This is a genomic window from Pannonibacter sp. SL95 (genome assembly GCF_026672425.1).
Lineage (GTDB): Bacteria > Pseudomonadota > Alphaproteobacteria > Rhizobiales > Stappiaceae > Pannonibacter.
Map to the genome: position 1 here is coordinate 563,787 of NZ_JAPPRC010000006.1, position 14,157 is coordinate 577,943.

14 protein-coding genes are annotated in these 14,157 nt (G+C 62.3%); 10 read left to right on the forward strand and 4 right to left on the reverse strand.

What is annotated here, in order from left to right; genetic code table 11:
- Window positions 1-20: 20 nt before the first annotated feature.
- Window positions 21-1,385, reverse strand: coding sequence for an oxygen-independent coproporphyrinogen III oxidase (gene hemN, locus OVA12_RS19645; protein ID WP_268140321.1), 1,365 nt, complete (start codon window positions 1,383-1,385; stop codon window positions 21-23).
- A 138-nt stretch (window positions 1,386-1,523) separates the two neighbouring features.
- Here hemN and OVA12_RS19650 point away from each other — a divergent pair, with 138 nt between their 5' ends.
- The 9 genes from OVA12_RS19650 to ccoS all read left to right on the forward strand — a co-directional run bounded on the left by OVA12_RS19650 (window position 1,524) and on the right by ccoS (window position 11,029).
- Entirely contained in the window at window positions 1,524-2,618 is a 1,095-nt protein-coding gene (locus OVA12_RS19650) for an AbrB family transcriptional regulator (protein WP_268140323.1), read from the forward strand.
- Between the two features lie 210 nt (window positions 2,619-2,828).
- Complete coding sequence (gene ccoN, locus OVA12_RS19655) at window positions 2,829-4,484, forward strand: cytochrome-c oxidase, cbb3-type subunit I (RefSeq protein WP_268140325.1); 1,656 nt, start codon at window positions 2,829-2,831, stop codon at window positions 4,482-4,484.
- Window positions 4,485-4,497: 13 nt separating this feature from the next.
- The gene (gene ccoO, locus OVA12_RS19660) at window positions 4,498-5,232 is read left to right on the forward strand and encodes a cytochrome-c oxidase, cbb3-type subunit II (protein ID WP_268140327.1); all 735 of its coding nucleotides are present in this window, start codon (window positions 4,498-4,500) and stop codon (window positions 5,230-5,232) included.
- Window positions 5,233-5,242: 10 nt separating this feature from the next.
- Window positions 5,243-5,398, forward strand: coding sequence for a cbb3-type cytochrome c oxidase subunit 3 (locus tag OVA12_RS19665; RefSeq protein ID WP_268140329.1), 156 nt, complete (start codon window positions 5,243-5,245; stop codon window positions 5,396-5,398).
- A 3-nt stretch (window positions 5,399-5,401) separates the two neighbouring features.
- Window positions 5,402-6,280 (forward strand): cytochrome-c oxidase, cbb3-type subunit III, encoded by an 879-nt coding sequence (gene ccoP / locus OVA12_RS19670; protein ID WP_268140331.1) that lies wholly within the window; start codon window positions 5,402-5,404, stop codon window positions 6,278-6,280.
- 170 nt (window positions 6,281-6,450) lie between these two features.
- Entirely contained in the window at window positions 6,451-7,908 is a 1,458-nt protein-coding gene (gene ccoG / locus OVA12_RS19675; protein ID WP_268140333.1) for a cytochrome c oxidase accessory protein CcoG, read from the forward strand.
- Between the two features lie 12 nt (window positions 7,909-7,920).
- Window positions 7,921-8,463 (forward strand): FixH family protein, encoded by a 543-nt coding sequence (locus OVA12_RS19680; RefSeq protein ID WP_268140335.1) that lies wholly within the window; start codon window positions 7,921-7,923, stop codon window positions 8,461-8,463.
- Between the two features lie 47 nt (window positions 8,464-8,510).
- The gene (locus OVA12_RS19685; RefSeq protein WP_268140337.1) at window positions 8,511-10,721 is read left to right on the forward strand and encodes a heavy metal translocating P-type ATPase; all 2,211 of its coding nucleotides are present in this window, start codon (window positions 8,511-8,513) and stop codon (window positions 10,719-10,721) included.
- A 128-nt stretch (window positions 10,722-10,849) separates the two neighbouring features.
- On the forward strand, window positions 10,850-11,029 hold the full coding sequence (ccoS, locus tag OVA12_RS19690) for a cbb3-type cytochrome oxidase assembly protein CcoS (protein ID WP_268140340.1): 180 nt from the start codon (window positions 10,850-10,852) through the stop codon (window positions 11,027-11,029).
- Window positions 11,030-11,099: 70 nt separating this feature from the next.
- Here ccoS and OVA12_RS19695 read toward each other — a convergent pair whose 3' ends face one another.
- Entirely contained in the window at window positions 11,100-11,273 is a 174-nt protein-coding gene (locus tag OVA12_RS19695; protein ID WP_268140342.1) for a hypothetical protein, read from the reverse strand.
- Window positions 11,274-11,809: 536 nt separating this feature from the next.
- Between OVA12_RS19695 and OVA12_RS19700 the strand changes: the two genes are divergently transcribed.
- A complete protein-coding gene (locus OVA12_RS19700; RefSeq protein WP_268140344.1) occupies window positions 11,810-12,364 on the forward strand; it encodes a response regulator in 555 nt (184 codons plus the stop codon).
- Between the two features lie 11 nt (window positions 12,365-12,375).
- Here OVA12_RS19700 and OVA12_RS19705 read toward each other — a convergent pair whose 3' ends face one another.
- Together OVA12_RS19705 and uxaC are read right to left on the reverse strand one after the other, a co-directional pair.
- On the reverse strand, window positions 12,376-12,588 hold the full coding sequence (locus OVA12_RS19705) for a hypothetical protein (protein ID WP_268140346.1): 213 nt from the start codon (window positions 12,586-12,588) through the stop codon (window positions 12,376-12,378).
- A gap of 146 nt (window positions 12,589-12,734) precedes the next feature.
- Entirely contained in the window at window positions 12,735-14,141 is a 1,407-nt protein-coding gene (gene uxaC / locus OVA12_RS19710; protein ID WP_268140347.1) for a glucuronate isomerase, read from the reverse strand.
- Window positions 14,142-14,157: the final 16 nt, after the last annotated feature.

Here is a 14,157-nt window from a genome sequence, read left to right on the forward strand (position 1 = left end):
GTCAGAGATTGGCCCTGGCGTCAAACAGCCATCGAGTGGCGCGGCGGGATGATCGCAGACGCAGCCTTGCCGAAATAGGCATCGAAGGCGGCAGCAACAACACGCACATAGGGTTGCGCGTCCTCCGGAATGAGGATCACGTCGCCCTCAACAACGGCCAGCCCGTCGGCGGCCAGCGGTTCAAGCTTCGCCCGGCTGTCGTCCAGACAGGCGGGGGAAAGCCCGTGCCGCAGCAAGATCTCTGCAAGATCAACCCGGTGATCGGTCATCAGGTGTTCGATGATCTCGCCCCGCGCCTTGTCTTCGGCGCTCATGGCAAAGCCGCGCAAGACCGGCAGGCGATTGCTGGCCAGCGACCGGCTCCAGGCGCCGGTATCAGAGGCATTCTGGACATAGCCCTGCGGCAAACGACCGATGGATGAAACGCCTAGCCCGATCAAGGCTTCACCTGTGTCCGTCGTGTATCCCTGGAAATTGCGTTTCAGCGCGCCGCTGCGCTGTGCAACAGCCATGCTGTCGTCAGGCAAGGCGAAATGGTCGAGACCAATCGCGACATAGCCGCCAGCGAGCAGGGCTTCGCGGGCAATGCTCGCCATTTCCAGCCGTTCAGCAGGAGCTGGCAGCGTGCTCTCATCGATCAATCGCTGATGCTTCTTCATCCAGGGCACATGCGCATAGCCAAACAAGGCAATCCGCGATGGGCGCAGGTCCAGCGTATGGGCAACCGTATCGAGAATTGTCTCACGGCTCTGGTGCGGCAGACCGTACATCAGGTCGAAATTGATGGCGTCAAGGCCAGCCCGGCGAAGATGGGCCGTCGCTTCTTGCACGACGCTTAGCGGCTGCACCCGGCCGATGGCCGTCTGCACATCTGCGTTGAGATCCTGAACACCAAGGCTGGCGCGATTGACCCCGATTGCGGCCAGCGTCACGGCAAGGTCGGCCGTCACATGCCGCGGGTCGAGTTCCATCGCGTGTTCCATTCCAGGAACAAGATCGAAGGCGACGCGCATCAGCCCCGTCAGTTCGATGAGGCGGCGGGCCGGAAGAAGGCTCGGCGTGCCGCCGCCCCAATGAATATGCGTGACGGGCCGGTTTCCGCCCAGATGCCGCGCAACAAGTTCGATCTCGCTGGCCAGTGTGGCCGCATAGGCGTCGAGTGGGGCATCCTTGCGGCTCGCCTTGGTATGGCAGCCGCAGTAGTGACAGATGTCCCGGCAGAACGGCACATGGAGATACAGCGACAGTGCCGTTGCCTCCGGCAGATCTCGCAGCCATGCTGCATAGAGTGTTCCGTCGACCTCGTCATGAAAATGCGGGGCGGTCGGATAGCTGGTGTAACGTGGCACGTTGCGGGTGCCGTAGGGGGCAAGTCTGTCGCTCATGCCATCGTGATGCCAGCGGCAGGCGGTTCCCGCCTTGATCTGTCTCAACCTGCATCGCGTTGCTGGTGTTTTGGTACGTGCGTATTCGGGCACAAGGCAATATACTGGCCATCCTGCCGCTGTCCCGTCGAAGTCCCCATGTCCCCATCCAGCCCTTTTGCCGTGAACCTGCGGACACTCCTGCTTACCCTCACCGTCGGAGCGATCGGGGGAGGTGTCTTTGCGTTCGCCGGTCTACCGGCGGCGTGGCTGTCCGGGGCAATGATTGCAGTTGCGGCCGCAGTCCTGCTCGGAATGCCGAGCTTCGTTCCCAACCGTCTGCGCGATACGCTCTTTGTGCTGCTGGGCGTTGCCATGGGAAGCGGCGTCACGCCGGACGTCGTCGAGCGCATCGGCGACTGGCCCATGTCGATGCTGGGACTGTGCGTCGTGGTCTGCAGCGTCATGGCCGCGACCTACTGGTTTCTGAGATCAGTCGCCGGCTGGTCGCGGGAGACCTGTTACTTCGCGTCGATCCCGGGCGCGCTGTCGTTTGTCATTGCGCTTGCCTCCGATCGTCAGGCCGATATCGCGCGCGTTGCTGCCTCGCAGACAATCCGCCTGTTTTTCCTCGTTGCGATCTTGCCCGGCATCATCGTCGGCGCCACGCCGCCGGATCAGCTGCCGGTGCTGGCCGCTCCGGTGCTGGCGCCGTTGCCGCAGTTTCTGATCGCAATGGTGCTGTGCATTGCCGGCAGTTTCCTTGCCGAACGGCTTCGGTTTCCCGGCGGCTGGCTGACGGGCGCGTTCTTTGTCAGTGCGGCCCTGAATGGCAGCGGGTTGATCAACACCCACGTGCCAGAGCCTCTGATGATTCCCTGTTTCGTCGCTCTCGGTGCGATGATCGGGACCCGCTTTGCTGACACCACGCCCGCAATGCTGCTGCGGCTGCTTGCCGCATCGGTCGGCGCGTTCCTGGTCGGCTTTGCTGTGTCCGGGTTGGGTGCGCTGGCTGCAGCCTGGGCTCTCGGCTTGCCCTTCGGACAAGTGCTTCTTGCCTACGCCCCGGGCGGGCTTGAGGTGATGATGTTAATCGCCTTCCTCCTGGACCTCGATCCGGCCTATGTCGCGGCCCACCAGCTTGGCCGCTACATCGCGCTTGTGCTGGTCCTCCCGCTCGTCACGCTCGCCGTCCTGGGGCGCGCAAAGCAGAATCGCCCAGCTTCGTCAGAAGAGCCGGACCGCCCGGCTTGAGCAGATCAGAGCTGCTTCTGTCGCCTGGAAACGCGTCCTGGCACGCATTTGTCGTGGCGCCATCAGCCCGACCAGCCACCTTCTTCCGCATCTGCTGCGGCATGTCGCTGCGGTTGATTTGAATCAACGCAAACTGGACGCCCCCGTGCGCATGGTCTCGCTTGGGTCGCTGGCACTCTGCCGGCGACGGAAAAGACTTGGGGCGCAAGAATGGCACAACCAAAAGCCAAACTGATTACGCTCGAGGAGGGGGGCTTCGCGCTCTTTCTCGTGCTGCTCGCCTTCGCCTGCATCATCGTGGCAGGGAAGACATACGACCAGGTGATGGCATTCCATACCGCCTTCGGCGCGCTCTGTGCGGCCGCTGGTGCGTTCATCATCTTCAAGAACTACTTCAACGATGGTGGCGAGCCGATCCCGCAAGAGATCGACGGAAAGCCCAATTACAACATGGGACCAGTCAAGTTCGGCTCGGTCGCGGCCATGTTCTGGGGCATCGCTGGCTTTACGGTTGGCCTGATCATCGCGCTTCAGCTGGCCTTTCCGGCGCTGAACTTCGACCTGCCCTGGACCAACTTCGGTCGCCTGCGCCCGCTGCACACCTCCGCGGTGATCTTCGCCTTTGGCGGTAACGTGCTGCTGGCGACGTCCATGTACGTGGTGCAGCGGACAAGCCGGGCGCGCATGCCTGGTGAAATCCTGCCGTGGTTCGTGATCCTTGGCTACAACGCCTTCATCGTCATCGCCGGCACGGGCTACCTGCTCGGCGCAACGCAGGGCAAGGAATACGCAGAGCCGGAATGGTACGCCGACCTGTGGCTGACCATCGTCTGGGTCGCTTATCTGATGCTGTTCCTCGGCACGCTCTGGAAGCGCAAGGAACCGCACATCTACGTTGCCAACTGGTTCTACCTGGCTTTCATCGTCACCATCGCGATGCTGCACCTGGTCAACAACGCCACCATTCCGGTGTCGGTGTTCGGAACCAAGTCCTACATCGCCTGGGCTGGCGTGCAGGACGCCATGGTGCAGTGGTGGTATGGTCATAACGCGGTGGGCTTCTTCCTGACCGCCGGCTTCCTGGCCATCATGTACTACTTCGTGCCGAAGCGTGCCGAGCGGCCGGTCTACTCCTACCGTCTGTCGATCGTGCACTTCTGGGCTCTGATCTTCATCTACATCTGGGCAGGTCCTCACCACCTCCACTACACGGCGCTGCCGCAGTGGGCCTCGACGCTGGGTGCGACCTTCTCGATCATCCTGTGGATGCCGTCCTGGGGTGGCATGATCAACGGTCTGATGACGCTCTCGGGTGCCTGGGACAAGCTGCGTACGGACCCGGTCCTGCGCATGATGGTGGTGTCCGTCGCCTTCTACGGCATGTCGACCTTCGAAGGTCCGCTCATGTCGCTGCGCGCGGTGAACTCCCTGTCGCACTACACGGACTGGACCATTGGCCACGTGCACTCGGGTGCTCTCGGCTGGGTGGGCTATATCTCCTTCGGTGCGCTCTACTGCCTCATTCCGTGGCTGTGGAACAAGAAGAGCCTGTATTCGCTCAAGCTGGTGAACTGGCATTTCTGGCTCTCCACCATGGGCATCGTGCTCTACATCTGCGCCATGTGGGTGTCTGGCATCATGCAGGGCCTGATGTGGCGCGCCTACGACAAGATGGGCTTCCTTGAATACTCGTTCATCGAAACCGTCGATGCGATGTTCCCCTTCTACGTCATCCGTGCCCTCGGTGGTGCCCTGTTCGTGATCGGTGCGCTCATCATGGCCTACAACCTCTGGATGACCGTGCGTCATGGCGAAGCGGCTGTTGCCGAGCGTCAGGCGGGCGGTGCTCTGGCCCCGGCCGAATAAGGGGAGGCGAGACATGTCTGCTTGGAACAAACACGAAGTCTTCGAGAAGAACTCGCTGATCCTGCTGGTTGGCATCCTGCTCATGGTTGCCATCGGCGGTCTGGTCGAGATCGTCCCGCTCTTCTATCTGAAGAGCACCATCGAAAAGGTGGAGGGCATGCGTCCCTACACCCCGCTCGAACTGGCTGGCCGCAACGTCTACATCCGCGAAGGCTGCTATCTCTGCCATTCGCAGATGATCCGTCCGATGCGTGACGAGCTGGAACGTTATGGCCCGTACTCTCTGGCAGCGGAGTCCATGTACGACCATCCGTTCCAGTGGGGTTCGAAGCGCACCGGTCCCGACCTTGCCCGCGTCGGCGGCAAGTACTCGGACGACTGGCAGCGTGACCACCTGCGCGACCCGCGTTCGGTCGTGCCGGAATCGATCATGCCCGGCTATCCCTTCCTGCTGGAAGCCAAGGCCGAGACACGCGGTATTGTCGATCATCTGAAGGCCAACGTGATCGTCGGCGTTCCTTACACGGACGCCATGGTCGAGAACGCAGCTGCCGACATGGCGGCCCAGGCCAACCCCGACAGCGACGGCGTCGATGCGTTCCTGGAACGCTACCCGAACGCCAATGTCCGCGACTTCGACGGCAATCCGAAGGAAGTCACGGAGATGGACGCGCTTGTCGCCTACCTGCAGATGCTCGGCACTCTGGTGGACTTCAAGATGTACGACAACAAGGCCGACCTGCGCTGAGGAGACGACCATGACCGAGACTTACACCTCGCTGGCCGGCTTCGCTCAGACCTGGGGACTGCTCTACTTCGTGCTCATGTTTGCACTGGTGGTTGCCTATGTGGCCTGGCCGAAGAACCGGAAACAGTTCGACGATGCCGCTCAAATCCCGTTTCGGGAGGACTGATCCATGACCGACATTCACAAGAGGGACGTCGACGCACTTTCGGGTGTGGAGACGACTGGCCACGAATGGGATGGCCTGAAGGAACTGAACAACCCCCTGCCGAAGTGGTGGCTCTACGTCTTCTACGCCTGCATTGTCTGGGCAATCGGCTACTGGGTCGTCTATCCGTCCTGGCCGCTGCTTTCCAGCTACACCACGGGCGTGATGGGCAACAGCCAGCGCGCGGATGCCCTGGCAGCGCTTGAGGCAGGCAAGGCGGCGCGTGCCGAACTGGGCACCAAGCTGATCGACGCCTCGCTGGCGGACATCTCGTCCACCCCGGCGCTGCTCGACTTCGCCATGGCCAACGGCCGCGCGGCATTCGGCGACAACTGCGCCGCATGCCACGGCTCGGGCGGCACCGGTGCGGCCGGCTATCCGAACCTTCAGGACGATGGCTGGATCTGGGGTGGTACCCTGGATGACATCCATACGACGCTGAAGTACGGCATCCGCTCTGGCCATTCCGACGCCCGCATCGCCGACATGCCGGCCTATGGCCGTGACGGTCTGCTGGAGAAGGACCAGATCACCCAGGTTGCGAATTTCGTGGCCTCGAAGACCGGTCTCGAAACCGAGGCAGGTGTCGATCTGGCCGCTGGCGAGACGATCTACCAGGAGAACTGCGCCGCCTGCCATGGCGAGGACCTCAAGGGTCTGCGCGAGATGGGCGGCCCCAACCTGATGGGTGCCAACTACCTCTATGGCAAGTCGCTCGCAGCCATCAAGGCGCAGATCAACAACCCGCGCATGGGCGTCATGCCCGCCTGGGAGGGCCGTCTTGACCCTGCCACGATCAAGTCCCTTGCCGTCTACGTCCACTCGTTCGGTGGCGGTGAGTAAGGGGCTGTCTGTCACCTGACACGGTGTCGCAGGTTGATCGGTCGCAAGGCCAGACCAGCAGCACCGCACTAGGGTGGCAGCAAGCAGCAAGAGCCGGGTCGGCCTGCCGCCGACCCGGGAACCCTCCCGGGATCCGTTGGGGCCGGATCCGGACAGGAAAGGACGGAACGATGCGTGTAGAGCCAGACGCCGCACTGGGCGGCAACGAGCCAGAAGAGTGGTTTGCCTCCGCGAAGAAGATCTACCCCATGGCAACACATGGGACCTTCCGGCGGATCAAGTGGGCGCTCCTCTTCATCACGCTTGGAATCTACTACTTCCTCCCGTTCATCCGCTGGGACCGCGGTCCGAACGCGCCGGATCAGGCCGTGCTGGTCGATCTCGAAGGCCGGCGGGCCTACTTCTTCTTCATCGAAATCTGGCCGCAGGAAGTCTATTACCTGACGGGCCTGCTGATTGTTGCCGCGCTGGCGCTGTTCCTCATGAACGCCATCGCCGGCCGCATCTGGTGCGGCTACCTGTGCCCGCAGACTGTCTGGACCGATCTCTTTATGTGGGTCGAGCGCCAGATTGAAGGGGACCGGCGCGACCGGATCGCACTCGACAAGGCTCCGATGACCTTCTCGAAGTTTGCCAAGCGGGTCGCAAAGCATACGTCCTGGCTGATGATCGCCTGGTGGACGGGCGGCGCCTGGGTGCTCTACTTCTCCGATGCACCGACCCTGGTGTATGAACTGGCCACGTTCCAGGCCCCCTGGTCAGCCTATCTCTGGATCGCGATCCTGACCGCGACCACCTATCTCCTCGCTGGCTTCATGCGCGAGCAGGTCTGCATCTACATGTGCCCCTGGCCGCGCATCCAGGCAGCCCTAACCGACGAAAAGGCGCTGAACGTCACCTATCGCTGGGATCGCGGCGAACCGCGCGGCCCGCTGAAGCGCAACAAGGAACTGGCCGAGCAGGGGCTTCCCGCTGGCGATTGCATCGACTGCGGCCAGTGCTTCCATGTCTGCCCGACGGGTGTCGACATTCGCGGCGGCCTGCAGCTTGACTGCATCCAGTGCGGCCTGTGCATCGACGCCTGCGACAATGTCATGACCAAGGTCGGCAAGCCGACCGGCCTCATCGGCTATGACACCGACGAGAACATCCAGCGCCGGCTGGATGGCAAGGATCCGATCTACGAGATCGTCCGCCCGCGCACGGTGATCTACGCAGTTGTCATTGCCCTGACTGGCGCAATCATGCTGTACGCCCTCTTGACCCGCGACTTCGCCGGCATCAGCGCGCTGCATGATCGAAACCCGATCTTTGTCGCCCAGAATGATGGCAGCATCCGCAACGGCTTCACCGTTCGCCTGATGAACAAGCGGACGCATGAGCGCAGCTTCCTGCTCAACGTCGAGGGCATGCCGGCCGGATCCCGCATCGAGGCCGTCGGGATCGAGCACTACTTCGAAGGACGCCCGTACGTGGTCGTCGGTCCAGACCAAACCCGCGAAATCCGGGTGCTTGTCTCTTCGCCGGCCGGTGCAAAGCTTGATCCATCCACGCCGATCACTTTCCGACTGACCGATACGGTCATGGGTGAGGTGGTCACGACCAAAGACTTCTTCAAAGCACCCTGAAGGGAGGGAGCAATGACGATCAACAGCAACGCAGGCACACTCAGGCCCGCCGCCGGACCAACGAAGGACGTAAAGCCGTTCACTGGCCGCACGGTGCTTTACTGGGTTCTCGGCTTCTTCGGCGTCATCTTCGCCGCCAACGCCGCCTTCCTCTACTTCGCCTTCGGGTCCTTCCCGGGAACTGTCGTTGACAGTTCCTACAAGGCCGGTCTGGCTTTCAACGGGGAAGTGGCGGCAGCCAAGGCACAGGCAGATCGCGGCTGGCAGGTCGGGGCCCATCTCGACCGCAGCAGCGGTGGGGCTGCCCGCATTACCGTGAGCGCCCGCGATGCCGCGGGCGTGCCGGTCGCGGGCCTTGTCTTCACCGCAAGGCTGTCGCACCCGACCGCCGCTGGTCTGGACCAGACGGTTGCGCTCGCTCCGCTGGAGGACGGCCGCTACACCGGTGTGACCGGCCAGCCGCTCGCGCCGGGCAACTGGAACATGGTCATCGAGGCGGAGGGTGCGGAAGGGCGCATGTTCCGCTCGGAGAACCGCGTCTTCCTCAAGGACTGACGCGTCGATCCGCGACTGAACGCAACTTGCACGGCACGAGGACGGCTATGACGGTGCATATGCGAGACTGGGATGCCTTTGTCACGCCAGCGGCGGACGGTGGCGTCCACATGGACCTGGCGGTGGAGGGCATCACCTGCGCCGCCTGCATGGGGGAGATCGAGCGCGGTCTGGCCCAGCTGCCTGGTGTCACAAGGGCCCGCCTCAACCTCACCAGCCATCGGCTGGCCGTGGACTGGGACGCCGAACAGACGCCGGCCGATCTCATCGTCTCCACGCTTGACCACATGGGCTATCGCGCCCATCCGTTCGATCCGGCCGCCCAGAAGGCGCGCGAGGATCGCACGGGGCGCGAGTTGCTGCGGGCCATCGGCGTTGCCGGCTTTGCCTCCATGAACATCATGCTGATGTCCGTGTCTGTGTGGTCCGGCAATGTCACGGATATCACGGATGAAACGCGCGACCTGTTCCATTGGGTCTCGGCGCTGATCGCCTTGCCGGCGGTCGCCTACGCCATCCGCCCGTTCCTGCGCAGCGCGCTTGCCGCCATTCGTGGGCGCCGTCTCAACATGGATGTGCCGATCTGCATCGGCGTGTCGCTGGCTGTCGGCCTTTCCGTCATCCAGACCTTGCAGAGCCAGCATCATGCCTATTTTGAATCGGCGACGATGCTGCTCTTCTTCCTGCTGGTCGGGCGCTATCTCGATCACAACATGCGCGGACGCACCAGATCGCTCGCCGAAAACATCGCGGCGCTGAAAGCGGAAGTCGCCGCACGCATCGCCCCCGATGGCACCGTGCGGGAAGTTCCGCTGTCCAAGATCGAACCGGGTGACCGGGTGCTGGTGACCGCCGGCGAGCGCATTCCCGTCGATGGCGTCATCGATATTGGCCAGTCTGAAGTCGACCAGAGCCTGGTGACCGGCGAAACCGCGCTTGCACCGGTCGGGCCGGGCACGCGGGTCTATGCTGGCACGCTCAATGCCGACGGCGTGCTGGAAATCCGCGTTTCGGCGGCTTCTGGCGCAACCCTGCTGGACGAGGTCAATCGCCTTCTGGAGGCAGCCGGACAGGCAAAGTCGCGGTATGTGGTCCTCGCCGACCGTGCGGCCTCGATGTATTCGCCCATCGTCCATGCAGCTGCGCTGACAACTTTCCTTGGCTGGACGCTCTACGGCCTTGGCTGGCAGCCATCCCTGATCATCGCCATCTCGGTGCTGATCATCACGTGCCCCTGCGCACTCGGGCTTGCCATTCCGGCCGTGCAGGTCGTGGCCTCGGGGCTGCTGTTCCGCGCGGGCGTGTTGATCCATTCCGGTGATGCCATCGAGCGGCTTGCTGCCGCCGACACGATCGTCTTCGACAAGACCGGCACCCTGACCCTGGCGCAGCCGGAGCTGTTGGTCTCGGTCGCGGCGCAGGATGAGGAGATGACGCTGGCCGGGCGTCTGGCGCTGTCCAGCCGGCATCCACTTGCCCTGGCACTGGCACGCGGAACGGGCGCAACCCATCCGCTGAATGGCGTCAGCGAAACAACGGGCTCTGGCGTTGAGGCTGCCCACGAGGGGCAGTTGATCCGGCTCGGCAGTCCGGCGTTCTGCGGCGTACCGGACCATCAGGTTGCGGACATGCTTGCCCGCCATGGCGATGCCTCGCTTCTGGCAGTTCGCTGCGGCTCCGGTGAACCGCGCCTGATCCCGATGCGGCAGAGCCTGCGCCCCGATGCAAGGGAGGTGATCGGGCTGCTTCAGTCGCGTGGCTACCGGATCGAGATCCTGTCGGGTGACCGTTCCGGTGCCGTCGAGGCCGCAGCTGATGCCCTGGGCGTGGCATCCTGGCGCGCTGGAATGACACCCGCCGACAAGATCGCGCGCCTCGAGCAGTTGAAGGCCGAAGGGGCGACGGTTCTGATGGTGGGCGACGGCCTGAATGATGCGCCGGCTCTTGCAGGGGCACATGTCTCGCTGTCTCCGGTGACAGCGGTCCATCTCAGTCAGGCAGCAGCTGACGCCGTGTTCCTGGGCGACGCCTTGGCACCTGTCGCAGATGCCCTGCTCATTTCGCGCCGGGCCAAGGCTGTAATGATGCAGAACCTCTGGATCTCGGTGATCTACAACCTGATTGCCGTGCCCATTGCCGTGGCTGGTTTCGTCACGCCGCTGGTCGCAGCTGCTGCAATGTCAGGGTCGTCGCTGATTGTCACCGCCAACGCCCTGCGCCTGCGTCTGTTGCGCAGTGGGGCAAGGGTTTCCGGGTAAAACGCGGCGGCGGCAAGCCTCAGGCAAGCCCTGCCGCCAACGATCCCCTTGCACCGCGCAACGGGGACGCGCGATGATGGGTATGCGACAGGCTGAACCAGTCTGTTCGGCATCCGGGAGAGTGAATTGTGGAAGTGCTGCTTTATCTCATTCCCGTCGCCGTCGGACTTGGCGCTCTGGGATTGTTCGGATTTCTATGGTCTTTGAAATCCGGTCAGTACGATGATCTCGAAGGCGCGAAATGGCGCGTTCTGGCCGATGACGATCTGCCGGAAAGTCAGAGGCCTGACGGGGGGCAGAAGAACTGATCGAGATGTATCGGGTACGAATGCAAGGGTGTCATGGCCGCCGTGCGGACAGCGGCGGTGTTCAGGGCAGTCAACCGATCAGCGTTGACAGCATCATGCTCGCAGAAACCATGATCAGCGCGACGCCGGAAAACAGCAGCGTGTTTTCACGAAGCGGGAAATTCGATGCCTGAAACTGGTTCGATCTGCAGTGTCCGGCAAGATGCACGACTTCGATCTTGCTCTGATTGCGGCTGCTGCGCATGACTTGCTCCAGATACCTGTTGAAGCGGACATCCGTATTTTTCCCGCTCTTGCAGTCCCTGTTGTAGGCCGGATTTTTGAAAGGGCAGTTAAGTCATATCGCTGTAATGTCTTAATCTGCGGAAACTTTACCGACTGTTAAATTCTGTCGCGACAACTTTAGAACAAATCGGCAGTTCTGATCTAAGGCATTGAATTCAATAAGAATCTATTCGAGTGACGCAAGCTGGCACGCCCTCGATGAACACCGATCCATGAGGGTCGAAGACGGCCGCAGGCTGGTGATTGATCGAAAATGGCAGTCAGCGGCCTTCGTTGACGTCAATTCCTTACCGAAAGCCGGCCTCGCGTTAACACCTCCAAACGCACGCTCATCGGGCATTGCCGACGCGGCCTGGTATGAGCATTGAAAACCGCTGACTTGCGTGAACGGATCGCTTTCCTGGACCGCGAAAGTCGCCGGATCGCAGGAAAGCTTGCACTAACCCTCTTTTCACCGTTTCCTGTTTAGGATCTGCCTCACATTTGGAGGTCCCGGTGAGCGTCGATCTGGCATCGCTGACATTTTTGCTCGTTGAGGACAGTGCGTACATGCGCACGATCCTGCGCACCATGCTGCAGGGCTTCGGGGCCCGGCGGATCGTCGAGGCGGAAGATGGTGCATCCGGGCTCGAGGCCATGGACCGCGCAAATCCTGATGTGCTTATTCTGGACTGGGTCATGCCCATTCTCGACGGCGCAGACATGGTGCGCATGATCCGCACCTCCAACAATCCTTTCGCCTACATCCCGATCATCATGGTGACTGGCCATACCGAGCGCAGCCGCATCATCGAGGCGCGGCGACTTGGCGTTCATGAATTGCTGTCAAAGCCGATCTCGGCCAAGGCGCTTTATCAGCGGGTCTCGAACGTGATCATGAACCCGCGTGACTTCGTGAAGACGCCGAGCTACTTCGGTCCGGCGCCGCGTGAAATTCGCAACCGTCAGAAGATCTGGCAGGGTGGCGTCCGGCCGCCAGAAACGCGTAAGCCTGCCGACACTCCGCCGGCCGATGCGGGCGACGCTACGGAAACCCTGGCGATCGGCTGAGCGTCCGCGCTTCAGGCTGCCAAGGCAGCGAAGGGCCGGACCGGGACCGGTGGGAGCGCCTTGCGGCGCTCGAAATCGCTCAGGAAATCCTGGATAAGATCGAGGTCGACAGCGTAATTGCTGATCAAGTGGCGCATCAGGCTCTTCGATGGAAGATGCCCGTATCCCTCCACCGCTGCGTAGAAACCGTCCAGAGTATCGATGCGCTTCAGCAATTCCACCATGGCAAGTCTCCTGATTTGCCGATGGGACAATTTTCCGCGCTTATGGTTAATGGTCAGTGAATGCACCTGTCATTTTCGTCAATTCACGTAGGGGTCGGTATTTGCCGGCTATGTGAATGATTGCATGTGCGCATGTACTTTACCCCTCAGGATAGAAACCAGCGCCGGGCATTGCCGTAGCAAACGTCCCTGATGAGGCCGTCCGCAAGATCCCGGTCGTTGGGCATGTGTCCCTGTTCGATCCAGTTTCCGACCATGTTGCAGAAAAGACGGCGGAAATACTCGTGCCGGGGGAAGGAAAGGAACGAGCGGCTGTCGGTCAGCATGCCGACGAAAGTGGAGATAAGACCCATCTGGGCAAGCTGGGTCATCTGGCGCTCCATGCCGTCGAGCTGGTCATTGAACCACCAGCCGGATCCGGCCTGGACCTTGCCCGGAACGCTGCCGTCCTGGAAGTTGCCGGCGGTCGTCACGATCACCTCATTGCGTGTCGGATCAAGGGCATAGAGGATGGTCCGGGGCAGCGAGCCGGTCCTGTCGAGCCGGTCGAGCAGCGCATTCAGCTCTGCCGCGATCGGACGGTCCGCGATGGAATCGCCGCCGGCATCGGGGCCGAGCTGGCGGAAGAGGGCGGTGCGGTTGTTGCGGGTGGCGCCGATGTGCAACTGCATGACCAGCCCGCGGGCAGCATAGGCACGGCCGAGGCCGACCAGCACCGCGCCGTGGAAATCGGCAATCTCGGTCTCATCAAGACTTTGATTTGCAAGGCGTTTTGCCAGGATACCATCGAGCCGTGCCGCACCGCAGTCGGCGCCGGCGCGCAGGATCTCGATGCCGTGGTCGGTGGCGACGCAGCCGGCGGCAACGAAGTGATCGAGGCGGGCGATAAGCGCGCCGGTCAGATCCTCGAAGTTGCGGATCGGATGGCCGACGACGGATGCCAAGCGATTGATGTAGCTCGGGAAACCGTCCAGCTCGATCTTGAAGGCCTTGTCCGGCCGGAAGCTCGGCACCATGCGGAAGCCGAGGCTCGGATCGTCCTTGAGGGCGATGTGGTGCTCAAGGCTGTCGCAGGGGTCATCGGTGGTGCCGACCAGCTCGACCTTCATCTGCCTGAGGAGGCCGCGGGCGGAGTGGCTGGACTTGCCAAGTTCGGCGTTGGCGGCGTCCCAGATCGCGGAAGCGGACCCGGAATTGAGCACGGCTCCTGACAGTCCGAAGTAGCGGGCGAGCTCCAGATGGGACCAGTGATAGAGCGGATTTCCCAGCAATTTCGGCATGATAGCTGCGAAGGCATCATACTTCTCGCGGAAATCTGCCTCGCCGGTGATGCGCCTTTCGTCAATTCCGGCCCACCGCATCGCGCGCCACTTGTAGTGATCTCCTTCCAGCCAGATGCGCCCGAGACTGTCCCAGGTGGTGTCCGCGGCGATCTGATCGGGCGGCAGGTGGTTGTGATAATCGATGATCGGCAGACCGCTGGCGACCTCATGGTAGAGGCGGCGGGCGGTGGGGGTGGCGAGCAGGAAATCGGGGCCGAGGAAGGGCTGCATTGTCAGGAGGCCTTGG